27 protein-coding genes are annotated in these 24,542 nt (G+C 36.1%); 26 read left to right on the top strand and 1 reads right to left on the bottom strand.

Annotation, left to right across the window (positions count from 1 at the left end):
• Window positions 1-199 precede the first annotated feature (199 nt).
• From ACKTS5_RS08245 to ACKTS5_RS08155, 19 genes are all read left to right on the top strand, one after another.
• Window positions 200-415 carry a beta/alpha barrel domain-containing protein gene (locus ACKTS5_RS08245; RefSeq protein WP_408043389.1) on the top strand — a complete coding sequence of 72 codons (216 nt, stop codon included), beginning with the start codon at window positions 200-202 and terminating at the stop codon, window positions 413-415.
• Between the two features lie 64 nt (window positions 416-479).
• Window positions 480-1,286, top strand: coding sequence for a GLPGLI family protein (locus tag ACKTS5_RS08240; RefSeq protein WP_408043388.1), 807 nt, complete (start codon window positions 480-482; stop codon window positions 1,284-1,286).
• Window positions 1,268-3,907 (top strand): carboxypeptidase-like regulatory domain-containing protein, encoded by a 2,640-nt coding sequence (locus ACKTS5_RS08235; protein ID WP_408043387.1) that lies wholly within the window; start codon window positions 1,268-1,270, stop codon window positions 3,905-3,907. The genes ACKTS5_RS08240 and ACKTS5_RS08235 overlap by 19 nt, the downstream gene beginning before the upstream one ends.
• Before the next feature lie 184 nt (window positions 3,908-4,091).
• On the top strand, window positions 4,092-5,198 hold the full coding sequence (locus tag ACKTS5_RS08230) for a helix-turn-helix domain-containing protein (protein WP_408043386.1): 1,107 nt from the start codon (window positions 4,092-4,094) through the stop codon (window positions 5,196-5,198).
• 117 nt (window positions 5,199-5,315) lie between these two features.
• Window positions 5,316-6,950, top strand: a complete 1,635-nt coding sequence (locus ACKTS5_RS08225; RefSeq protein ID WP_408043385.1) for a serine hydrolase domain-containing protein — start codon at window positions 5,316-5,318, stop codon at window positions 6,948-6,950.
• A gap of 88 nt (window positions 6,951-7,038) precedes the next feature.
• Window positions 7,039-7,632, top strand: coding sequence for a hypothetical protein (locus tag ACKTS5_RS08220; RefSeq protein ID WP_408043384.1), 594 nt, complete (start codon window positions 7,039-7,041; stop codon window positions 7,630-7,632).
• Window positions 7,633-7,645: 13 nt separating this feature from the next.
• Window positions 7,646-8,383 (top strand): hypothetical protein, encoded by a 738-nt coding sequence (locus ACKTS5_RS08215; RefSeq protein ID WP_408043383.1) that lies wholly within the window; start codon window positions 7,646-7,648, stop codon window positions 8,381-8,383.
• A gap of 51 nt (window positions 8,384-8,434) precedes the next feature.
• The gene (locus ACKTS5_RS08210) at window positions 8,435-9,379 is read left to right on the top strand and encodes a DUF2157 domain-containing protein (protein WP_408043382.1); all 945 of its coding nucleotides are present in this window, start codon (window positions 8,435-8,437) and stop codon (window positions 9,377-9,379) included.
• Entirely contained in the window at window positions 9,367-10,431 is a 1,065-nt protein-coding gene (locus tag ACKTS5_RS08205) for a DUF4401 domain-containing protein (protein WP_408043381.1), read from the top strand. The genes ACKTS5_RS08210 and ACKTS5_RS08205 overlap by 13 nt, the downstream gene beginning before the upstream one ends.
• On the top strand, window positions 10,418-10,912 hold the full coding sequence (locus ACKTS5_RS08200) for a GDYXXLXY domain-containing protein (protein WP_408043380.1): 495 nt from the start codon (window positions 10,418-10,420) through the stop codon (window positions 10,910-10,912). The genes ACKTS5_RS08205 and ACKTS5_RS08200 overlap by 14 nt, the downstream gene beginning before the upstream one ends.
• A gap of 22 nt (window positions 10,913-10,934) precedes the next feature.
• The gene (locus ACKTS5_RS08195) at window positions 10,935-12,116 is read left to right on the top strand and encodes a hypothetical protein (protein WP_408043379.1); all 1,182 of its coding nucleotides are present in this window, start codon (window positions 10,935-10,937) and stop codon (window positions 12,114-12,116) included.
• 156 nt (window positions 12,117-12,272) lie between these two features.
• Entirely contained in the window at window positions 12,273-12,968 is a 696-nt protein-coding gene (locus tag ACKTS5_RS08190) for a hypothetical protein (RefSeq protein WP_408043378.1), read from the top strand.
• Between the two features lie 14 nt (window positions 12,969-12,982).
• Window positions 12,983-13,870 carry a hypothetical protein gene (locus ACKTS5_RS08185; RefSeq protein ID WP_408043377.1) on the top strand — a complete coding sequence of 296 codons (888 nt, stop codon included), beginning with the start codon at window positions 12,983-12,985 and terminating at the stop codon, window positions 13,868-13,870.
• A 1,222-nt stretch (window positions 13,871-15,092) separates the two neighbouring features.
• Window positions 15,093-15,278: a hypothetical protein gene (locus ACKTS5_RS08180; protein WP_408043376.1), complete on the top strand. Its 186-nt coding sequence runs from the start codon at window positions 15,093-15,095 to the stop codon at window positions 15,276-15,278.
• A 583-nt stretch (window positions 15,279-15,861) separates the two neighbouring features.
• Window positions 15,862-17,301, top strand: coding sequence for a hypothetical protein (locus ACKTS5_RS08175; protein WP_408043375.1), 1,440 nt, complete (start codon window positions 15,862-15,864; stop codon window positions 17,299-17,301).
• A 15-nt stretch (window positions 17,302-17,316) separates the two neighbouring features.
• On the top strand, window positions 17,317-17,955 hold the full coding sequence (locus tag ACKTS5_RS08170) for a hypothetical protein (protein WP_408043374.1): 639 nt from the start codon (window positions 17,317-17,319) through the stop codon (window positions 17,953-17,955).
• 779 nt (window positions 17,956-18,734) lie between these two features.
• Window positions 18,735-19,349: a hypothetical protein gene (locus ACKTS5_RS08165; protein WP_408043373.1), complete on the top strand. Its 615-nt coding sequence runs from the start codon at window positions 18,735-18,737 to the stop codon at window positions 19,347-19,349.
• Between the two features lie 210 nt (window positions 19,350-19,559).
• Window positions 19,560-19,841, top strand: a complete 282-nt coding sequence (locus ACKTS5_RS08160) for a VOC family protein (RefSeq protein ID WP_408043372.1) — start codon at window positions 19,560-19,562, stop codon at window positions 19,839-19,841.
• A gap of 66 nt (window positions 19,842-19,907) precedes the next feature.
• On the top strand, window positions 19,908-20,297 hold the full coding sequence (locus ACKTS5_RS08155) for a hypothetical protein (protein WP_408043371.1): 390 nt from the start codon (window positions 19,908-19,910) through the stop codon (window positions 20,295-20,297).
• A gap of 2 nt (window positions 20,298-20,299) precedes the next feature.
• Here the strand turns inward: ACKTS5_RS08155 and ACKTS5_RS08150 are convergent, their stop codons facing one another.
• Window positions 20,300-20,788 carry a DUF2867 domain-containing protein gene (locus ACKTS5_RS08150; RefSeq protein ID WP_408043370.1) on the bottom strand — a complete coding sequence of 163 codons (489 nt, stop codon included), beginning with the start codon at window positions 20,786-20,788 and terminating at the stop codon, window positions 20,300-20,302.
• Between the two features lie 89 nt (window positions 20,789-20,877).
• On the opposite strand from ACKTS5_RS08150, the gene ACKTS5_RS08145 reads away from it, so the two are divergent.
• The 7 genes from ACKTS5_RS08145 (at window position 20,878) to ACKTS5_RS08115 (ending at window position 24,485) form a co-directional block, all read left to right on the top strand.
• Window positions 20,878-21,576: a hypothetical protein gene (locus ACKTS5_RS08145; protein WP_408043369.1), complete on the top strand. Its 699-nt coding sequence runs from the start codon at window positions 20,878-20,880 to the stop codon at window positions 21,574-21,576.
• A 6-nt stretch (window positions 21,577-21,582) separates the two neighbouring features.
• Window positions 21,583-22,050, top strand: a complete 468-nt coding sequence (locus ACKTS5_RS08140; protein WP_408043368.1) for a hypothetical protein — start codon at window positions 21,583-21,585, stop codon at window positions 22,048-22,050.
• A gap of 47 nt (window positions 22,051-22,097) precedes the next feature.
• A complete protein-coding gene (locus ACKTS5_RS08135; RefSeq protein ID WP_408043367.1) occupies window positions 22,098-22,526 on the top strand; it encodes a DUF1801 domain-containing protein in 429 nt (142 codons plus the stop codon).
• A 314-nt stretch (window positions 22,527-22,840) separates the two neighbouring features.
• Entirely contained in the window at window positions 22,841-23,428 is a 588-nt protein-coding gene (locus ACKTS5_RS08130; protein ID WP_408043366.1) for a Crp/Fnr family transcriptional regulator, read from the top strand.
• A gap of 98 nt (window positions 23,429-23,526) precedes the next feature.
• Complete coding sequence (locus tag ACKTS5_RS08125; RefSeq protein WP_408043365.1) at window positions 23,527-23,925, top strand: DoxX family protein; 399 nt, start codon at window positions 23,527-23,529, stop codon at window positions 23,923-23,925.
• Between the two features lie 6 nt (window positions 23,926-23,931).
• A complete protein-coding gene (locus ACKTS5_RS08120) occupies window positions 23,932-24,126 on the top strand; it encodes a tautomerase family protein (RefSeq protein ID WP_408043364.1) in 195 nt (64 codons plus the stop codon).
• A complete protein-coding gene (locus tag ACKTS5_RS08115; protein ID WP_408043363.1) occupies window positions 24,123-24,485 on the top strand; it encodes a nuclear transport factor 2 family protein in 363 nt (120 codons plus the stop codon). Before ACKTS5_RS08120 ends, ACKTS5_RS08115 begins: the two co-directional genes overlap by 4 nt.
• The last annotated feature ends 57 nt before the right edge of the window (window positions 24,486-24,542 follow it).

Here is a 24,542-nt window from a genome sequence, read left to right as displayed (position 1 = left end):
GGAGCTTTTTATTTAATAGTTTCCAAATAAAGTTTGTTGTTTCTTTTGTTATCAAAGAGAAAATTATCAAGCAGTGTGCTTGGAAATTACTAAGGGAAGAACCTTTTGATACTTGTAGACCAAAAATTAAAATGAATATAAAGAAATAGTCGAACACTAATCGCCCAAGACTATAATGGGGCACTTAAATAATTCAATTATGAAAAGATTAATTTTAGGAGTGACATTTGCAGCCGCTATCGGTGCTAGTTTTGCATTCAGTAACCCAAAAGAGTCTGCACCAGCAGAAGATTTTATTGAGTGTGAACGAGCTACATTATCATGTGGTGTTAGCGGAGTTGCTTGTGGACAAACTAAAGAAGAAGTTAAGCAAGTAATCAAAAATGCTGAAGACGCTATCTGCTCTGAAAACTAATTAAATCGCAACCTGTTCACTTGTGAACAGGTTGTTTTTACTATATTTAACGCTATTATCATTCATGTTGAAAAAGCTCACTTTTATACTAAGCCTATTGTTTGCACTGAATAGCAGTGCTCAGTCGGAAAACTTCCAACACAAATTCACGTACTTACTTACGTATCAACCAACAAAAGAAGACCCCAACAGTAAGAATTCTGTTGAAATGGTATTGTTGCGAAACCGAAAAGGATCGGCCTTTTTGAGTAAAAATGAATTTATTAGTGATTCGCTCTTTACCGAAATCAAAAACAAGAGGGCATCTATCGATGTAAAAATGCCTAAAACACGTTTTCCGTATAAGATTATCAAAGATAACTCTGACAATACCATAACGACGTATTACCGATTGTTTATGGATACCTACCAATACGAAGAGTCAAAGAAAAATATCCAATGGAAAATCCATACAGCAACGAAAAAAGTAAACGGTTTTTTATGTCAAAAAGCGACGACTACCTTTTCAGGTCGCCATTATACTGCGTGGTTTACAAATGAAATTCCAGTTTCTGATGGCCCGTATAAATTTAGTGGTTTACCCGGTTTGATAGTAAAAATAGCAGACTCCAAAAACCATTATACGTTCGAATTATTACATCAGGTTCGTTTTAATTACAACTACCCCAATTTGATTCCTACTAAAAACGTGTACACAACAGATAAAAAGACATTTCTACAAAAGCACGAAGAATACAAAAAAAATATCGTCAGTAAACTATCTCAATCTGGCTTTACTTTAGACGAGGAACATCGAAATAAAATCAGAGAAAAATACAATAGGAGAAATAATCCAATAGAATTGGGTGGTGCATGGTACTTAGGACGCTAATATTCATACTTCTCTTCAGTAGTTTAAGCTATGCTCAAACACGAATCAAAGGGACTGTTGTAGACGAAAACAATGGTCCTTTACAAGGCTGTAGTGTTACGGTTACCCGAGTAAACAACAGCGTTATACTGGCCTATGCTATTAGCGATAGTCAAGGATTATTTGAGCTACAACTCGATAGTAAATACACCGAAATACAGCTTAACACCTCGTATATTGGGTTTCAAAAGCAATCCAAAACGCTGGCAAACACCTCTCAATCTGTTCATTTCATTCTCAAGGAATCTTCTGAGAAGCTCAAGGAGGTCATCGTTAAAAACAAGCCTATTCGTCAGCAAGGAGATACCCTAAACTACGCTGTTTCATTATTCAAAAACAAACAAGATCGGGTTATTGCTGATGTGCTTAAAAAACTTCCAGGCATCTCCGTACTCAGTGACGGAAAAATCTTATACCAAGGTACTCCTATTGAAAAATATTATATTGAAGGGATGGATTTATTGGAGGGGAAATACCATTTAGCCAATGCTAATTTGCCTGCCAATGCTGTTTCTAAAGTTCAGATTTTAGAAAATCATCAACCAATACGTCTTTTAGACAGTGTTTCCTTTTCTAACAACACCTCTCTAAATATCAAATTGAAACGCGCCATTGCCGTAACAGGAACGGCAAAAACAGGAGTTGGGATACATCCGACCTTATGGGAATTCAACGCAACTCCAATGTTATTTTCGAAAAATAAGCAAATGATTTCCTCTTACCAAACTAACAACACGGGTAATGATATTGCTACTCAGATCAAAACACTGACTATCGATGCTTTGTTGGAAGAGTTCGATGATGCTAAAAAACAGTGGGTAAACATCCATCAACTCAGTCCACCAAATTTTGAGAAAACAAAATGGTTAAACAACAAAGCTCACCTAGTTAGTACTAACTATTTACAACGGTTAAAGAAAGATTCAGATTTAAAAATAAACTTATCTTATAGTAAGGATCAGCAAGTTTATCAGGGTACTAGTAACACTACCTACCTTACGAATGCAAACGCAATACGCACCACAGAAAAAACCTATAACTCTTTAAACTTTGAAACCTTCAAAGGGAAGGTAATTTATACCAACAATTCTAAAAACTCTTATTTTAAAAACGTAAGTGCCTTTAAAAAGTATTGGGATACTCAACAAGGGACTCTTGTTTTTAATGGCACCCCTTCACAACAACAGGCTAAAATACCAGAACTAGCCATAAGCAATAGGCTAAAATGGATACAACCCATAGGTAAACAACTCCTGAACATTAAATCTATTATTCACTATTCCTCTTCTCCACAAGAGCTCGTATTTGATCAGGTTCAATTTGAAGATGTACTCAACAGCGGGAATACGTATGATAAACTTCGACAGACTGTGAATTATCGAAGGTTCTATACTCGTAATACTGTTGGAATGACCAAAAAATTCAATAACTTCAGTTTTACTCCGGAAGTGGGAGTTACACTGCAACAACAAAAACTTCAAAGTGCTATATTTTTAAGTGAACTAGGGAAAACCAAACAACTAACAGGTAATTTTATAAATGAACTCCAACATCAGGAACTTCAATTGTTTGCGAATATTGCTAGTCAGTATCAGCAAGACCGCTGGAAAATCCAACTAGAAACGCCTTTCCGATTGTACAAAATAGACCGAGAAGATCCACATTTGTTTAAACAGGAGCAGCTTAACAGGTTCACTTTTCAACCGCGAATTTCAGTAAAAAGAACCTTAAATAAGTACTGGAAAACGACCTTAGTTGCTGGCATAAAAAACAGTTTTGGTGAGCTAGATCAGCTGCATTACGGCTACCTATTACGCAATTATAGAAACATACAACGCTACGATACCCCCTTGTTGCAACGATTACATCAAAATTCCTCCTTAGGAATCGCCTATAGAAATCCACTGAATTCCCTTTTTATCAATGGAGTATATACCTATACGCACACTTTACAAAACCTACTATTGGGAAATCAAATTAATAATAATGGTAGCATTGCACTCAACTATAAACAACAGCAAAACACAGCGAATAGCCATTCTTTGAGCATTCATGCAAGTAAATACGTAAGTCGTTTAAAAACATTGGCTTCTCTCACTGTAGATGGGGGGTTTTTCAGTAACAAACAATTACTTAATAGTAGTATGATTACTGTTCGTAATCAAAATATCCAATTTGAAACCAACATTAACAGTGAACTTAACGATTGGTTGCACCTCAACTACCGCAACAGCTTTAATTTTTTAAAAGCATTTATCGGAAATCAACCTGCTTTAGCTACAATTGTTACACAGAAACACGCCGTAAATATCGATTTTCACCCCTTAAAAAATCAATATATCGGTTTAAAATCGTCGTACTACCACAACAATTATTCAGCGAAAAATAATGCCACGTATTTCCTCAATGCTCATTATCGCTATACATTCTCAAAAAGTGGTATTGACCTTGAAATTCAATGCACTAATATTTTGAACTCTGAAGCGTTTACCACCGCCCAGAACGATACGTATTTTTATTCAGAAAGCAACTTTCAATTAAGACCTCGTCAAATAATCGCCTTGGTAAAATTCAGCTTCTAATTCACCAACAATCCCCCCCTTTTATTTTTCACTTTTTTCATGAATGCATTGGATGACTGTAAAATATCTCTCGCTAAGTTTTCAATTTCCTAACCAAGGCGAGGTAACGTTTTCTCCTTTGTATTTAAAGAGTATATTTACCACCAGCAAAAGGGCTTAACTATACCTTAGAATTACCTGTACTATGAGCTTTACATTTATTGAACTTTTGAGTATTTTTTCCGTCTTCTTATTTGTATCCTTCTCAGGATATCTACTAAGTATCCCCTCAAAGAAAAAACTCAGCAATCAATTGTTTGCCTGTTATCTCCTGATAATCGCTCTAGACATTTCAGCTTTCTTTTACCACAAATTCATCCAGCTCCCCCTCGCTCTTGAGATGATCCGTATAGAAGGACTTGCAGGTCTAAAGTCACCTATGCTGTATTTGTACATTTTATCGGTACTGTACGATGACTTTAGCTTAAAAAAGAAACACCTGTTATTTTTTATCCCTCTACTAATTAATTTTATCGTTTTAATACCCGCCTTCTTTAATCAGTCTTCAAGTGTACAAAACGAATTTTTCCAACAATATACCTCACAACCCGCGGCAATATTTATTACCTTTTTCGGCTATCTAGTCGGTTTTTCCTTTTTGTTCGTTGAAATTTATCAGGTGCGACGATATGGTCTTATTGTAAAACAGCACTATGCCAACGCTGCAGCACTCAACAACTACCATTGGCTTAAGCAATTTCTTATTGTAGATGTAATCATTTCCGTGATTACCTTCGTAAAAAGCTATTATAGATTCACTTCAGAAAGTGCCACGACTGTCGATTCATGGCGTATTGTGACCCTTATCTTAATCGTTCTGTTTATTTCATGGCTCTTTAGTAAAGCGCTTTTTGCTCCCAAACTATTTCAAGGCATCAATGCAGCGCTCACTCCCATGGAAGATAATCATAGTACTCCTACAGACGAACGCATTCAAACGTTAAATACCTACCTAAAAACGGAGAAACCCTATTTAAATGCATCCCTAACGATTCAACAATTGTCCGATGCAATGGACATACCCGTACGTGAACTTTCAGGAATTATTAATCAAGAAACGGGCAAACACTTTTTCGACTATATCAATGAATTTCGAATTAACGACGCGAAGGAACTTTTAACCTCTGATCAGGATTTAACAGTGTTAGAAATCCTCTATGATGTCGGATTTAACTCAAAATCTTCTTTTTATACAGCCTTTAAAAAAGAAACCAACCAAACCCCAACAAGCTACCGAAAATCAACCACTTAACACTAGTACGACTAAAAGTCGAACGCTTTTATCACTAAAAAAACAGTTCGACTTCCTGTATTCAAACCCCTATTTCTCAAAGTTGTTTCACTTTTGTCTCGAACAAATAAAACAACCATGAAATCAGTTACTATAGTTATCACATTTTTACTTATTTGCTATTCGAATAGCAAGGTGTACTCACAAAAGAACACGACCAAGTTTCCAGAATACGGTCAAATTGATTCTTTATTTAACAGCCTCTTTAAAGCCGATAAAACAGGAGCCTCATTTGCTATTATCAAAGATGGAAAAACCCAGTACCAAAACAGTATTGGATTGGCAAACTTGGAACACGGCATCCCCGTAACAAAAAAGACCGTCTTTCCAATAGCCTCGGTTTCCAAACAGTTTACAAGTTTCCTTGCCTTGAGCTTGGAAAAAGAAGGAAAGTTATCTATGAAAGACAATATAAAAAAGTACCTACCTGAACTGAAAATGCTCCCCGACAATATATGTTTAGAAAATTTGGCCAATCATACGCACGGACTTCCCAACATCCACGAATTAGCAGGACTCAAAGGTATTTTTCCAAACAAAGCCATGAATCATCGTGAAATTGTAGCCTTTTTACTGAAAATCAGAACGGTGAATTTCGAAGCAGGAACTCAATATCAGTACGGGAATACAGGATTTATTCTCCTTGCTGAAATTATTGAACGCATAGAAAAGAAACCTTTTCCGGAGATTCTTAAAGAGCGAATTTTTGCTCCTTTACAAATGAATAACAGTGCCGCAATAACCGATATGACGACAATCGTTCCGAACAAAGCCTATTCGTATCGCAGTACCAATGGTGGTTATAAAGTATTGCCAGCGACCCTAACTGCAGTAGGTTCGGCAGGGATCAACACCACGATAGAAGATTTTAGCAAATGGGCTCAATACTTCCAAAAAAGTCCCGATGCCACTCAGAGCATATTTCAAAAAATGCATGTTCCAACCGTGCTAAAAAACCGACGTCAGATTGGATATGGACTTGGTTTACAGTTCGAAACTTATAAAGGTATCGATATCGTATTTCACGGTGGAGGAAATGCTGGGTACACCTCATACATACTTCACGCTCCTAAACAAAAACTATCAATGGTCATCATGACAAACACGAACAACTTTTTGGGGTTTGATATGATTTACGGGGCCATAGACCTATTGCTCAAACCTTATTTTACTAACGCTCCAAAAAAATCGAAACCTACAAAGGCTACCTTGAAAAAATTTGCTGGTGTTTACGAATTTCAACCGGGAAATTACTTTGAATTACTCGAAAAAAATGGAGTCCTTCATTTTAGGTCTTTTGGCTCAGAAGAATCAGCTCCATTGCCCCATCTTACGGGAACTACCTATACTTTTCCCTTTATTCCCTATTCAAAAATTCATTTGTACGATGGTAAATTTGACTTTAGGATTGCAGACTTTACTTATGAATGCCCCAAAATTGAAACGCCGAATCTCTCAAAAATAACAGTGAACGTCGGAGGAACCTATTTTAACGACGCCTTTAACATCTATTTAAAAATCATCATTGAAGACGGAAAGGTCTACGTCATTAGAGAATCAGGGGCAAAAGTTTTACTACAAGGTAAATCGGAAAACTGCATGTTCGCACAGCCTATTGGTGAGTTCAATTTTCATAGAGATGAATTAGGAGCAGTTAAAGCGTTTAAGCTATCTGGACAAAACTTCAAAGGTCTGACATTCCTAAAAAAATAATCCATACAGTTTTCGGTGAATTAGAAATAACTACTTTCACCGAAAATGCTTATTGTGTATATTTGAACATCATCAACAGATACATGCTATGATTTCAGAAACTCCCTTAACACAAATACGTAAAATTATCTCCCGACAAGCGGCATCGTCTGCAATTGAATTTCTTGCGAGTAAAGAATCGAGTATACAAAACCTTCGATGGACTGATGGAAAAGATAACTATCACATATACGAATCAGACACTGCGGTAAAAGACAATGGTATTGCTTGGTATCAATGGAGCGACCGAGATCAGTTTCTCCTAGTTGTCTGCGAAGAGAACCAATATTTCGAATGGGAACCAATTACTTACAATCCAATATTTGGCTGTATTTGCATTCTTCTGGAATGGTATAAAGACCACCTACTATTCGCTTATCAAGAAAAACATTCGATTTATGTTTGTAGTTACCAAAATGGCGTTGTGAAAACCTTCGAGATTCAAGGGGCCGAAGTAGCTCGTAAAGACGAGCTTCTTTCTTATTTTAAATTTCAGAATAGAAGTTCCGAAGAAGTCCATCTACTACAACTTCCTAACCTTCAAACACTAGACAGTATTTCCAAAGAGGAAGCAGTTGCTAAAAACATTCTTCCAAAAGGAATTAACCAGCCGGAAGGATTCTTAGACCATACTCCATCCTAACTTCAAAATGCTCATGAAAACGCTACATAACTTTTCAAAAACACTAACAACCATAGTACTAGCAACTATTACATTGCTATTGAGTGGTTGTACTTATCAGGATCATAAAAACGCTTCCAAACCTAAAGATCGTTCAAAAGAACAGGTAATTGTAACCAATGATCCTAAAAAACTCGATTTAACCAAGGCACTGCGTTACCTTGACACCAGTAAAACTTCTGATAATTACCAAAAACTTCTATCAACGAGGCCTTTGCAATTACAAGAACAAATTGAATCACTCCATCGAGATCTACACTTAAAATCGACCATAGCAACTGCAGCACGCCACAATACTTTCAAAAAGTGGATTTGTCTAGAACAATATCAGGGCGAGTATGTTGTTTACGATCCTTGTGATGGAATTACTGAAAGTTTTATACTTCAAGACTCAGCTTTTATTGCCATCAAAAGGCTATCATATGAGATACATTTGTATTCCGAACCACCAAAATTTCAAGGAGACACTATTCATGCAGATTTGATAGCATATGGAAAAAATGGAGTTGCACTCCCTACCACATTACGCATACACCCCACAGAAACCAATGCTGTTTATTTGCTACAACTTACATCCAAAGAAAATGAGATTTCACTGTACATCACACCACAAGAAAAGGTGAATGGGTTCGACCTACTCGTCAACCACTGCCCGATTGAGAAAACGAGTGAATTCAATACTAGTAAGAATAAACAAAATCAGCATCGTTAAGTAACTTTGAAAATTTTGTACCTTCGTATGTGAACTAATCATTCAAAGGCTATGAATAAAATTAATAGGAAGTTGCTTGAATTTCTGGCAGAACACAGTGCTATCAGCAACAAAGAACTGACAGCCCTTTTTGAAAAAGAAGTGTATCCGAGTTCCGACTCCTGGTATCGATTTCTTCGAACAACTACCCTAGCATTAGGAATTGGTTTTTGTACATTGGGTATGTTGTTTTTCTTTGCTTATAACTGGGAAAACATCCATAAGTTTGTCAAAATTGGACTTATAGAAGGTTTGCTGATTGGTATATTAGTAGTAATACAATACGCTAAACTAAAAACCGACCTAAAAAACATGCTCTTAACAGCCGCAGCAATTATTATAGGGGTACTGTTTGCGGTATTTGGCCAAATTTATCAGACAGGAGCCAATGCCTATGATTTCTTTCTAGGCTGGACACTGGCCATAACCTGTTGGGTACTCCTATCTGATTACGCTCCACTGTGGTTGCTTTTTATAGTCTTGATAAATACAACGGCCTATTTTTACAGTGAACAAGTAGCGCTCTGGTCAAGTTTAGAAACTAGTTCGGTATTTATTTTGGGAAATGGACTATTTGTGTGTAGCGCTCTTTATTTAAAAAGAAAGGGAAACCACGTACCTAATTGGTTGATCCGCATTCTTAGTGTCGGTGCAGTATTTGTTATGACCTTAGGCATCGTTAATGGAATTCACACCGCTATAGATGATTTGTTATTTTTTGTTTTGCTCAGTATCGTAACAGTTTTGTATAGTTTGGCTTTGCTTTATGGTTATCAGGAGAAAAGTACATTTTATCCGGTGCTGATTACCTTGAGCTTTATGATCATCTCCACCAACTTTTTAATTCGTGCGTTTGAATTTGGGAATACCTTCTTGTTTCTGAGTTTTTACAACCTTATTGTGGCGAGTATTGCCACGCGTCAACTACTTAAATTGCAACAAACATGGAACGCCTAAACCAAATAACGCAGTACCTTCGCAATTACTACCCGCAGTTAAAAATTGATGAAGAAGCACTTTCTAAAGCCGTTCAAAAAAACAGCTTTTCTCCTTCAGATTTAGCCGTAAATATCTTGTCAATAACAGGAGCTATTTTTTCCGTTTTCTCATTCTTAGGCTTTTTATTTTTATTAAATATTTACGACAGTCCGTCGACCTTGTTTTTCTTGGGTGCAATCTTTATCACTTCAAGTATTGCCATAAGTTACCAAGTACAAAAACTTTTTTTAGATACAGTTAGCATCTCGCTCTTTTGCGCAGGGCTTGTAATGGTTGGCTCAGGTTTAGGATTACAAGATGCCACTTTAAATTCCATCCTACTGATTATCCTTGGAATTTCTAGCATTCCGCTTGCTATCAAACAAACAAAGACATTGACGTTTTTTAGTTTTATGATACTTAATGCCTGCGTTCTCGGACTTATCTTAACTAATAAAGCCTATAGTTTGATACCTATATACATCACCATAATTGCGAGTTTATTGAGTTACTTCTGCTATTATGAAGGTCGTATGTTGACATCGAACTCCCTAAGTCGACGATTGTATTCAGTTATTCGAATTGGACTTATCTGTTCACTAGTCTTAAGCTTAGTACTCATAACACATGCCCCTCAGTTCAATATGACTATTCCTTTTATTTGGTGCACATCATTGGTATTAATCGTGTTGAACCTCATTTTCGCTCATCGTATACTCCTTCGACATGAAATAACCAATCGCAAGAAACAATGGATGTTTTTCGTAGGTTTTAGTATCCTTCTTTTTCCTACTATCTATGCCCCATATATTTCTGGCGCAATACTACTCATACTGTTGAATTACAGCATATACTATAAAACAGGATTGCTTATCGGAGGACTTTGCCTCTGCTATTCCTTAGTACACTACTATTACGATTTAGAACTGAGCTTACTTTACAAATCTGGATTACTCTGTTTATCTGGAAGCTTACTACTTCTGTATTACGCACTACTATCACGAAAAATAAAACGCAATGAAAAAATATAAATGGCTAATCATCTCCCTAAATTTGCTGCTTGTACTCGTTATGTTCAATCGTAATGTGTTTCTAAAAGAACATACCATTTCCGATGGACAACTCGTGTTGTTTGAGTTGGCTCCTGTTGACCCTAGATCATTGATGCAAGGTGATTATATGCGATTGAATTATGCCATCGCAAATGACGAATGGAATTCTTCTGTTCCTGAGCATAAAAGAGGGTACTGTATCATTACTCTAGATAAGAACCAAGTAGCGAAACGCGTGCGTTTACAGCAAGAAAAAACACCTTTGCATGCAGGAGAAATAGCCATACGCTACAACCTCCATCCCTCACAAAGAATTTCAATTGGTGCTGAATCCTTTTTTTTCCAAGAAGGAGAGGCAAAAAAGTATGAAAAAGCAGCCTATGGGGCACTAAAAATAGACAGTCAAGGCAATAGTGTACTGATCGGGTTATCCGACATTGATAAAAAGCTCATCAAGTAAATTTGCTAAATACTACCTACCCATGAAAAAAGAATATAAAATACCGAAAGGGCTGGCAATATTCACCTATATCGCTTGTGTATTGATGAGTGCATTGAGCATTGCTCTCCTTGTCATACCCTTTATCGATGAAGACATGAATATCAATATTGCTTACTTCACTAGCCCCCTTGCTTTAGGCCTACTCACCGTAATGATCATCGCCCTTATCGATACTAAAAACTCGAGGATTATCCTCACAGAAACCAGCCTAAGTATAAAAAGTGTTCTAGCAAATCGCACCTTACACAGTCAAGAAATTGCGGGCTATAAAAAAGATCAAAATTACCTTGTTGTATACCCCAAAACAAGACTGCTTAAAAAGATCAAAATTAGCTTGTTCTATGGTAATATTCATGAAATAGAAAACTGGATCACAACAAAAGTACCAGATTTAGAACATCAGCAACAGCGAATAGAATTAAAAAATGTTTTAAAAGACTCCCGTTTAGGAACAACTAAAAACGAGCGTAAGAAACGCTTAAAACAGGCAAAATTTGCTAGTAGAGCCTTTAATATCCTTGGTACTTTAGGCTTTTTCGGAGTCGTTTTTTTACCTCTACCAGTTTCTATCCGCCTCTGTATTTTCACCTGCTTACCCCTTTTCGGTATAGGACTTATGCTGTATTATCGAGGACTGATAAGAGTTATGGATGAGGAAAAAAGTAGTTTACCGAATATAAATCTAGGAATGACCATGGCCATCTTTGGACCATTATTAGTAGTGATGTTTAGCGTTTCTATATATGATTTTTCCAATATGTGGTTACCTGTAATTGCTCTGGGTGTACTTTGTACCCTATTGGTTGCAAGAGCAACTAAAGAATTGCAATTTACATCGTGGAAAAGAGGGTTTAGCTCGCTTTTTATCAGCCTCTTTTTTATGGCTTATAGCTATACGTTTCTTTGTGTTTTAAATTGCATATTCGATACGAGCCGCCCAAAATCCTACCAGGCAAAAGTTATGGATAAATGGAAAAGCAGCGGTAAGACCACGAGTTATAATATCAAAACTAGTAATTGGGGGCCAGAAGGTTTCGATCGAAGCATCGATATTTCAAAAAAGTATTACGAACAGGTTTCAGTGAACGATAGTATAATACTCACGTTGAAACAAGGATTTCTTCATATTCCGTGGTTTTACGTGGAAAACGATAATCGCTAGTTCATTAAATACAACTCCCCCAATAACCAACCGTCATATGTATGAAAATTTTATACCTTCCGTAAAAAATTGTTTATATCCTAAATTCACATAAGCGTCATCCAATCAATTGTAGAGTTTGTTGGTAGCTAGGTGAGTTTCACAAAAATTAAGACTATGAAAACCTATACCGTTCATTTGGTAAAAACGTCAAAGTTCACTGCTTTTAAATCACTTTGGTCCCCTCCGAATCCAATTGATATCAGAGGAATGCTGAATATTGAATGTATGAGAGGAATGACCTTAGGGGCTCCTTTATTTTCCTTTCAACGAATATTGCTTCAACAACTCGTCGTATTTATAGCTTGGGAAAACAGCGAAGCAATCGATGATTTTTTGGAAAATCACTCTTTTGGGAAACTATTATCTGAAGGGTGGTACGTTAGGCTTGCGCTGGTTCGTCAATGGGGATCTTGCTATCCTTATCAAAATCTGGATACCGAACAACAGTCATACAGTTCTCAAGATCCTATTGTTGCTCTTACTCTAGCCCGAATGAGCCTATTTCAATTACCGCGATTTTTGCATTGGGGAAGGCCCGCAGAAAAACTTGTTCGAGACGACCAGACTGCTCCCCTAGCTATTGCAGCAATTAGATTACCAAAAACCATCGCGACCTTTTCAGTTTGGAAATCACTCGATGATATGTTGAATATGGTGCATGGAAAGAACGCTGTTGACGCCCCTAAAAGACATGCCGATGCCATGAAAGAACGTCGCCGTAAGAATTTTTATGACGAGTTTACCACATTGCGGTTTGTCCCAATATCAGAGCATGGAACGTGGAATGGAAAACATTTTTTCTCTATTTAATCTTATAGCGATTCATGATTTTTACTTTTGCGAAACCCTTTCAAAATATCTTAGATTGGTGTACTCAACAATGGGTTGTTTGGAGTGGAACCAAGTTTGTACCTGAGCAAACCCCTTGGCTGAAAACCCCCATGGGGAAACCCAAAGTAACCGGAAGAGATTATATTCAGGCTCTCTGCGACAAAGAGGGACTTAACATAAGTCCTACCTCCAAGCATCAAGGGCTAATTACTGACTTTTCCAATTTGCAATTAGACGAGGAACAACTGACAAAACTCCCAAAAATCATTCGTGATTTTTATGAGAAAACCGCCTCTTTTGAACTTGATTTGAGCGTTCATTGGTCTCCCTGGTTTATTCCTTTTAATTTTTTAGTGAAGACCTTGTTTAGCAATAGAATCCAACAACTCAACATCCCCTATTCCTACTCCAAAAGCACAGATGTCCTGAATAACGAAATCATACATTTGCATAACAAGGAAACAAATAGCCTTGAACGAGTATTCTGGTTTCGAACTCTTGGCCCAAAGAAAACCATTGTATATGCTGGTATTTACAGTAGTTGCAGACTTAAATCTGGTCGGACTAGTATTCAGGCAGTATTCCCTCTACCCAATGGAAATGCTACGGTTTTGTTAAGTCCAAAAGTTACCGATCAAGGTAAGTTCATTCTTACTGCAAAAGGCAACAAGTTCGGAGATCCTGGATTCTATTTTACATTACAAGATGCCCAAGGTAACTATTGGGCAAAGTACATTCCAAGTTTTAAGGATGAATTGATTATGGAAGCTCTCCATGATGAGATCATAGCACATCAGAAATTTTCTCTCTGGGGATATGAAGTCCTTACCTTGAGGTATAACATATATCAGAGTATCGGTAAAAATCCCCCTTCAAAGTAGTTCTTGAAATTTTCACCGATCCCCAACAAAAAAGGTGATTGGTACATTTATATTAAAATGAAAATAACTTGTATTACAAATACTCCCCGTCTTTTCATCGAATGCAACCGTAAAAATAATTATGTATGGCAACGGTAAACATCTTTAGTACCTTTATTATGCGCTACAGATATGCTATTAAAGAAGGTCACTATGAGGAGGAACGATTTATTTGAGGAGGGACCATTTATTTGAGAAGGTGTTATTTAAGAGGGGGACAATTGAGGAGGGGGACATTGAGGAAACGCAATTTGAGAAGAGGCAATTTTGAGGAATGACAGTGTGAAGAGCGACAATTTAAGACGGAAACTTTGAGGAGACAACATTTGAGAAGAGGCAATTTGAGGAAGGAACTTTTGAGGAGACGACATTTGAGAAGAGACAATTTTGAGGAAGAGACGATTTGAGGAGACGACATTTGAGAAGAGAGAATTTGAGAGGAGACAATTTTGAGGAAGAGACGATTTTGAGGAAGAGACAATTTGAGAAGAGACAATTTTAAGGAAGGAACTTTTGAGGAAAGACAATTTGAGGAGGTGTACGTATTCAATAAGTGAATTTTGAATAACAACATACTGATTGTGTGCATATTTTTAGAAGAAGTTCATATTTAGTTGACAAACATTAAGTAGACTTCTTTTGGATATTGGCATATTCTAGGCAGAGGTACATGTTGGTTTGACAAACTTCAAGTAGATATTTATTGAATGTTAGCATATTTTGGAAAAGGCATTTTCAGAGAAAATTAATTCAAAATATGGAGAGTATTTTAAAGGGCACTAATTGGAAGTGAATCTTTGAAAAGTATAATCTGAATTACTCAAAAATAAAAGAGCTTTTAGAGGAAGCTACAAACTTCCATCCTGTCAGCTCCATTAATAAATGGAGAATAAATTTTAATGAAAGGCATTCGAAACAGTATAAGAATGACTTTAACAAAATAACGGTACAGCAAGTAATTTCACTTGAATACCTATAACAATTTCACATACCATAGTGACTAAGGGATTTCTAAAACACCCTAAACCGATTGGTGAAACGGTAAAAGAACCAGTGAAATTGACGTTGAATAAAAAATATCTTGAAAAAACACATTCATAACATTACTTGACTATTACTACCTTCCTAGTTAAAATTGAGTGAAGCAACAAATACAATTCTATTAATTTAAAAAATTACAATTATGAAATTTAAAAGAAAACTATCAAACACCCCTAAAGCAAACTTAACAGCCAAAAATTCATCAACAGAAACTACTATTGATAAATCATACATCGATATGATAACCCCTCTTGTACATAGAGCAAAAGAGGATGATGGGTTCAGAGAAATTGAAGAAATTCTAGAAAAGTATGGCCTTTCTAATTAAAATTTCCCCTGTAGCAGAAAAAGATTTGGTGTTGGCCTTTTATTATTTTGAATCTCTAATCAAGGAAAGAGCATTTTGAGATGAATTAGCGACTTTGTTGAAATACTTAAGAAAGAATCCATATTTATTTCAAGTATACTACAAAGAAGTTAGAATCGTACATTTTACGAAATTCAATTTTTCAATCCACTACCTCGTTTCCAATGAAACAGTGTACATTTTAAGAATACTGACACAAAACAAGAACCATAATCCAAACTCTTGGAACCTACAAAAGATCTTGATTATGTTTTTCTTAACCCCATCAATAACGGTGCAACCAATAAAAAGAATTGCAGTTAATTCAATACTATATTCCGCAACAACGGGATAAATATTTACTCAGCGGGCTGTATAAAAATTGATAATATTCTATGTGTAATCCTTAATTCACTTTCTTTTTCTTTCTTCGGATGAGTTCCTATAATTACCAACCTATAGGGACTCATCTCTCTTTGATTTTGACTGACCAATAACTCATACAACGGGAAAGTAAAACATTTTTTTATATTGCAGCTTCTACAAAACCATATATTTATCTTATATGAGCTTGAATGTATCGCTTAAAAAACTCTATGAAAACGAGAATTACTCAACCGTCATTGAACAAATTATTGATCTTCCGAAAAATTTACAATCTTATCAAGTTGTCCTTGTCCTAGCAAAATCTTATATCCACCTTAAAGACTATCAGAATGGATTAAGCAGCCTAAACACCATAGCAAAAAAAGGGACAGATGATGGTGATTGGAATTTTTATCGTGGTTATCTGGAATTTTTACAATTGAATTATGATGATGCCCTTCACTATTTTAAAAAAGGTAGTCGTCTTGGTAGTAAAAGCGCAAAAGGTTTTGCCGAAATCTTAGGTGATTATTTTGATCGTCAAAAAAACCCACCTCCAAAGGAACAGCCTCCAAAAAAAAGAGAGCTACTGACCATCAAAAGAAAAGATAAACTCAAAGAAGTTCTTATCCAACTACATAAATACCTTCCAGAAATAGAACCAAATATTCCCGTTGACAAGATTGAAAGCTTTATTGATACACTCCTTGTTCAACTTAACCAATCTAAAATATCATGGCCACTTGGAGTTGAACTCATTAATGACACCCTACATCTAAAAAAACACGATGATACGCAACTTTCAATGCAATGTTGTAAGCGTATCCTCAAATGGATATCAAACAATTATAACACTGCCCCCTACACTAATCTGGACAAGCAATGGAGCTCCCAAAAAGAAACATATACAAAAGTGCTTTCGTGGACTGATCAATTGGTGAGCCTAATACACTCACTATCAAAACAAACCGATACTACCCCGCTATTAACATATATCCAACAACAGAGCATAAACGAATATGAGAAAAATCGAATAACATCACTTATATCATATCTAAACAATCCGGATTCAAAACGTTTCTCCTGTGATCTATCGCTTTCAGAAAAAACCAAACTACTAGCACGGGTCAATGACTATTTCGCTACACAATACCAAACAAATAGTAGTCCCTATGAACTTGTGGGATTGATAGAAACTATTCAAGAACACAACCTTTGCTATACCATGCATTGGTGTCAAAAGTCAGATATATATCTGTCACCCGTCAAACGCGGTGGTTGGGTAGGTGCTGGCCCTATGATGATTTCAAAGACTACAGAACACATGGAACAAATGGGCTCCTCCCCTGGCGTCGACTGGATACACCTTTTTGAATTAAAAATTCAAAATCAAGAGGAGTACTTTTCCTTAGAAATTCCTTTCACAGAAAACTACAAAGCCCACTTGTTGAAAATTCTTGAACTGACTGAGGAACAAATGAACGAACTGATCAATGGTGACAATATTCTATGCCTCAGTGAAACTAAAAGCTGGTGTGATTCATCCCCTAGTTTTTCTTCAAAAATGAAAGAGTTAAAAAAACAACACATTCCTCATGAACTAAAAATCGCTATAAGATTAATTGACAATGAACTATAAACTAAAAATACGCTTATGAAATCTTTACTTTTGAATGCTAAACATTGGCAACTATTTGTACTACTATTTATCGCTCCAGCACTCTTAATGTTAGGAGCTATGGCCATTTTAATTCCAACTATCACCCAGCATACGATTACCAACGTTAACTCTATTTTTGAATATTTTTCCTATTTACCTTTATTGATATTACCCTTTATTCTAATTCAAATTGCTTGGCATTGGTATTCTCTACATCTAGCAACTGAAGTCTTGAGTCCCGAATTCAAGCCTTCATTCAAGCGATCCAAAATGGCTTTAAGTTACCTTATTGTTTATGTTTGTCTCTACATGCTTCTATTCTCATTTCTTACAAGACATATCCAAATAAATCCCATAACAGCTGAAAACATCGCTACTACATTAGGAATCTTTTTCCTAATGATCCCTTTACATTTACTCGCTGTATTTTGTCAATGTTACACTTTCTATGCCCTAGCAAAATCTATAAAAACTATTGAGTTAAATCGTAAAGTAACCTTTTCTGACTATCTTGGAGAGTTTCTTTTACTCTGGTTTTTTCCCGTGGGCATCTGGATCCTACAACCAAAAATTAATGCAATTCTGAAAAACAGAAGGACATCAATTGATGCCACTCGTAATTCCCTCCAATAATCCTGTTTTAAATCATTCAAATTTATGAATTCAAAATGTACAACCATGATCAAAGCAAGGGTAACCACATCAATACCAGTAACTTTTAAACATTAATAATCAAAAAATTAATTGTTTTTTAATATATTGTTGAAAATAAATTATCAAACATTATGCTTAAAAAATTTGCAATTACCAAAGAAGAACAAAAAAAAATTACTGGAGGAACTGCTAGTTCACAACCTTATGAATGTGAACCAAACGGACAAGTATATTGCCCCAATACTGGGCGATATGTAAGGTGTAATTATCCAGGACCATCATATTGTTAAAAAAATTGTTCTTTGAAGTCAGTCTGCACAGCTTGTAGGCTGACTTTTAAGTATTCGTGCTGCGTTTATCATACCTCTCTTATTAAACAGCTCGTATTCATCCGAGAATACCTTTTTTTAATTACGACTTCAATAAATACCCTACAATACTACATTGCCTACTCTTTATACTTCTTGCATACTATTTTTCACCTTTTCTCGAGCTAATTAAACCTCTAAACTCTTTATTTTCCAATTGCCTTTTCCGAAAGTCAACAAATAAAACCTTCTGAATTCAGAGCTTGACATTTTTTTTCATATTCCATACTAATCCTAAAAAAAATGAGTTATTAAAATAAAGACTTATGCTATTCTTCATCACTGAAGAAGCAATTGGAAGAATAGCTCCTAACTATATTACACATGTATACTTCAGTTGTTATCGGTAACGATAATTGCTGAAGTTTTTTTATTTTAAAAGCTTAACTTATGAAATATCAAAACAGTTTTTTATTTCTTTTACTCTTAATTCCGATGTTTTTCTCTTGCAATGATTCTCAGATGGATACTCGGCCTACTACCACCCAGCGTCAGTTTGGAATTTTTAGAGTACAACAAAACAATACCACAGTAATCATGGATGGGACTATTAACAGCTCCTCTTTACAGAATTTCAACGCTTTGGTCAGGGCCTTTCCAAAAATTAAACACATTGATCTAAGAAATTGTGATGGCTCTTCTGACGACATTATAAACCTACAACTGGCTAAGCTCATCTATGACAAAAAACTCTCTATTCATCTGGTATCAAACGGAACCATTGCTTCGGGAGGTGTAGATTTCTTCTTAGCTGGAGCCAAAAGAACAAAAGGGAGTCAAACACGTATTGGTGTACACTCATGGGCAAACGGACATGCAACGGCGACGGACTATGCCGTAGGTCATAGCAATCACCTTCCATATATCAATTATTACGTATACATTGGGTTTACACAAAAAAAAGCCGAAGAATTTTATTATTTCACCATCAACGCGGCACCGGCTATGTCGATGCATTGGATGACCGAGCATGAGATTCAAAAATACGGTATTTTGAAAAACTAAAAAGAACTATTAGCTCATTAAAACATAGGTTATTCATCAGATTTCATGCTGGAAAGTCACTGCATAATCATGACTTGTTATTTACAAGACAACATAACATCAAAAACTTTATGCAACGTACAAAAAACAATTACAATTTGATGTTAATACGAAACACTTGCTCGTAATTAGATTATTGGTTTGCTACATTTAGCAAATAAACACCTAAAAATGATGAAACTCGATCACGTGCTTATTCGTGTGGCCAACTTAAACCAAGCCATCATGGATTTTAAAACTATGGGATTTAACACCTACCCAGGAAACTCAAAAAAGCATTGTCATCATGCAATGATCTATTTTTCAGATGAGACTTTTATAGAACTTGTGGATCCAACGAAATTTCCATACTTGTATCGATGGCTCGCTAAGCTAGGGATTTTAAGTAAACTCGGCCCTTTGTTCAAACGTTTTGGAAAATACGCGACGACCAACAACCTTTTTATTGACTAAGCTTTGTTGGCAGATCCTTTTGAAGAATTTTATGAGAGCGTAACAAATAAGTCCAAGATTCTAACGATGCGTAGAAAAAACCACCTTGGCCAAAAACTAACTTGGAAATTATTTGCTTTTAAAGAATTAGAACTCCCCTTTGTTATGTCGGAGTATTTACCAGAGCGATTACCAGAACCCTTTGCAGATGAACATCCTAATGGAGTGCAAGGAATTGATATATTGGAAATTTCTGCAACAAAAGACTTCCTACAAACCTTTTCTAAACGATTTGACATTCCTCTAACTTCCGATAACAGTTTTTCATTAAAAAACACCCAAATCAATTCGGTAAACCAAAACCGAAACAGTTTAAACAGTGTTATTCTCAAAATTGAGTCCAAAAACACTACTATCGACAAAGAACTATTAAAAAAATACGGATTACAAATAGTTGCTACGACTTACGACCAATAGTGCTAGGAAGATACGTAGGCCTGTCCAACCATGCGTCGAACCACAAGGTGATGAAAAGGTTTTATCAATGTCATATACGCCCTACCAAACCAATTGTTATAGGCCACTAAGGTAGTTACTTTAATATTGTACTTCTCTGCAGTATTATCCCAAATCCGTACCCTAAAATTTAGGTGTTTATCGTCCAAGCCTAACACAATCTCATCAGTATTCAAGCAAAATACCTTGAATAACCCCACATATCCACCCTCCTTCAATTTTGGTGCATCTCCTTCGGGAACAACTGCCTTCAAACCAGCCAATCGAACCATAAAATTCCGTACTTTGAGCAAGGATCTAATCCACAGTGGTGCGTAGGAAAATATCAAATTTGCAACTTCTTCTAAAGAATTTTCCCTATTGGTTGTAGCATAGGTATCCGCATATTCTAAATTTTCTAATAGGTCTTTCATTTCATCAAAAGATGTAACAGGTTCTCTGACAGTTTTCATAAAAAATTGAATTTAGGTCAAATGTACTAATTATAGGTCATAATTACTAATTCATATGCATTTTTTTTGTACCTTTCAAAAAAAAATCCATGTTTGAAAAGCTAAAACTATCCGCGTTATTCTTGATTGTTCTTGTCTCATGCACCAAAGCTCCTGCTGAAAAAACGGCCCAAAAAGAGCCAAACACAATTAGTAACACTTCAATCATACAAAAACAATCTAAAAAAGAGATTGTACCCTATAAAAAACGTTTAGAAGCTTTTGCAGACACCCTCAACTTCATGAATTGGGTTTCAGACCACAAAAGATTAAAACGTCTTAACTTATACCCGGCCTTAGTTCAAGGAGAAGTTGCTTACAGTAGTAAAGAAATCCCTTTTTATAAAGTCAATTATAAGCAAAGTGACATCGGACAAGGTCGATTTTTTGAGTTACTTAAAAAGGAGGAACGAACGTTAGATTTAAAAATGTTTCGTGAAGTTCGCAGTATCTGGGCCTATTTTTACAAAGAAAAGGACGCTGAATATTCTATGCCTGACGGTGTTATTGAACAATGGGAATTCGCTACATCAACGCAAGCCCAAAAAGCTCTCCAACAATTATACCCAGCCAGTAAAATAATTTACTTCAACACCAAACCTTACCTTTGTCAGATAGATAACTATTTGTATATTTTTCACACAAGAGCAATGGCTTATAGTGACCCTCAAAAAAAGGTCTTTACCAAGTTCATCAGCACCTATAAGGGAGCAACCCAATACAAAGATTTGGCAAACAAAATAAAGTAGTTGCTAATGAAAGCTGTTGGTATTCGATGGGGATACACCTCTTTAAAATTTCTTTTACTAATTATTATAGCATACGGTTTTGCTCTTGAACCTTTGGTGGGGTTTTCTTCCAGTTATAACTGTGAACCTGAAACACCTGTTCATTTCGGAGCTCCATTCGTAAGCAAAAAATTTTCACTTGGCAGTTCTATGACTTTTCATTACAGTATTCTTGGACTCCTTATGAATACTCTTTTTTGGTTACTCATATTTTTAATCCTTAGGCATATATCTAAACTTTTAATAAAAAGAGAGCACTTCCGCCAGCTTAAGCGCATGGCCATGGGCTCAGGATTTTTACTTGCCTCTTTCGCAATTTACGGACAATGTATAACTTGTGAGCCTTCCTTCGGGCCAGAAGCTAACTACTGGTGGTGGAAAACACCTTGTGAACAAGTTAACACTACCCTCTTAATTCTGGGCACCCCATTATAGGAAATAAATTCCTTTCTAAGTATCTTACAACAGTAAACGCAGTTCTCATGAACCAATTAAAAATAATTACCGATCCACGAGTAATCATTACTTTTGAACGCTATCCGACTTTTGTACAACCGCAACTGCAGTCGTTACGTGAACTCATTGTACAAACAGCCATCGAATTAGAGGATGTAGTTGAATTACAAGAAACACTAAAATGGGGAGAGCCGAGTTTTATAACGCCCATAGGGAGCACTCTTCGTATGGATTGGAAGGAGAAATTTCCCGACCAATACCAACTCTATTTCCAATGTACGAGCAAACTTATTCCTACTTTTAAATCGGTATTTGGTAACCGTCTGCACTACGAAGGAACACGTGCCATTATTTTTAAATTAGATGAACCCTTTCCTGAAGAAATTGCCAAATACTGTATCCGTACTACCCTTCGGTATCACAAAGTAAAACAACTGCCCTTACTAGGAATGTAACCTAATTTACGTGAAATACCTCATAGTGTTATTACATCGTTCCCCTTAACCTACTATACTTCACCGTAAAAACTAATGAAGGACTGTAACACTGCCTACTAAAATCCACCTATGTTTATATTTAAACTCCGATTTGCATACAAGACACAATACATGCTTATTGAACCGAGAAGCCACGACTTCCTCTTGTTTTTAGCCCTTAACAGCCAAAAACTTCAAGCTACCAAGCAATAACTAGAAGTCACGCCTTATGCAATAACACCTCCATATCAAAGATTTACACTCAATCACTAACTAAAAAAGCACCATACCTAATGCCTGTAAATAAGTCATCTCATCCGCTACGAGCACATCTCGAAGAAATCATTGCCTTAACTGATACTGAATTCGACTATATCGCTAGCTTCTTTACCCATACTAAGAAAAGGAAACATCAATACTTATTACAAGAAGACGAAATTGCTTCACGTGAATACTGGGTAATCAAGGGCTGTGTAAAAAGTTGCTTTTACGACCTCAACGGGAAAGAGCATATCTTGTCATTTGCCATGGAAAATTGGTGGATTACCGACTATGAATCATTTATAAAGCAGACACCATCCAAACTATACATCGATTGTGTCGAAGATGTTGAGTTGTATTATATAACTCGAGAGGATAGAGAACAACTCACTAGAACATCTCATAAAATGGAACGCTTTTGGGCAAAAAAAAGCAAGTTTGGGAGAATTGCTTTACAAAATAGAATTCTGTCTTTACTTAAAGACAGCACCGAAGAACGATACTATCAGCTTCTGCAACAATATCCTTCACTTTTTCAGCGCGTATCCAAAAAATTAATAGCGGCCTATCTCGGAGTTTCAAGAGAAACCTTGAGCAGACTTCAACAAAAACATAAATAATTCATACGTGATTTAACTCACATATTTTTAGTGCGATTGGTCAAGGCAGTTTGATTGGAGATTGAGGAATTTTGTTTCTGAATCTAAACCAATTATTTATGAAAGAAACTATCAGAATATCTTCAGGGATATTACTAATTCGCACCATATTCAGTGCACTACTGCTATTTCATGGCTTTGCAAATTTTACCAGTGATTACAACTTTATCAAATCGGCACTCGCTTCCATTTCACTTCCTGGTAGTTTGGCTTACCTCGTATTTATATCGGAAATCATAGCTCCAATTGCTGTTCTTTCTGGTATCAAAGCTCGTTTTGCAGCAATGATTATTGTAATAAACCTAATTCTGGCCATCCTTATTTCTCACAGTCAGGAACTCACTGAGCTAAATGCTTTTGGAGGATGGGCTGTAGAGTTACAGGTACTCTATTTAACTGGCTTCCTAAGTATTGCAATACTGGGGCCAGGCAAGTTTAAGCTTAATTTAAAATTCTAAATCGATATGCCATTTGTAACTATCAAAATTACCGACACAAACGTCACTAAGCAACAGAAATCCGTTCTTGTAAAAGGGGTGACAGATTTACTGACCGAAACACTGAAAAAAGATCCCAAAACCACTCACATCGTCATCGAAGAAATACCTCTTGATAATTGGGGATACAACGCTAGCTTAACCTCTGAACTACCTTTATGAAAAATTCTATCAACGAAATTCAAGAAGTTCTCAACAATTACTTCTTAGCATTACACGAAGGAAATACTAAAAGTCTCCAATCGGTATTTATTGCAAATCCTTTCATTATGGGAGATAAAAAGGGAACCCTATACCATAAGTCATTTAAAGACTACCTAGAAGATGTGCGAAAAAGAACTAGTCCCAAAGCTCAACAACAACAATTTTCTATGCAAACGCACACTATTTCCGTCACAAAAAACATTGCGACCGCAACTGTACAGGTACCACTCTATGAATACAATTATTATGATGTACTTCATCTAGTGCACTTTGGGGGTTCTTGGAAAATAGCATCGAAAGTTTTTACTCATGTGTAATCAGAACACTAAAAAACCAGCCCGTAGTAAGGCTGGTTTCTTTCGTTTAAATCTCCC

It is taken from the genome of Tenacibaculum litopenaei (genome assembly GCF_964514025.1).
Lineage (GTDB): Bacteria > Bacteroidota > Bacteroidia > Flavobacteriales > Flavobacteriaceae > Polaribacter > Polaribacter litopenaei.
This window is presented reverse-complemented; position numbering and strand designations above follow the sequence as displayed.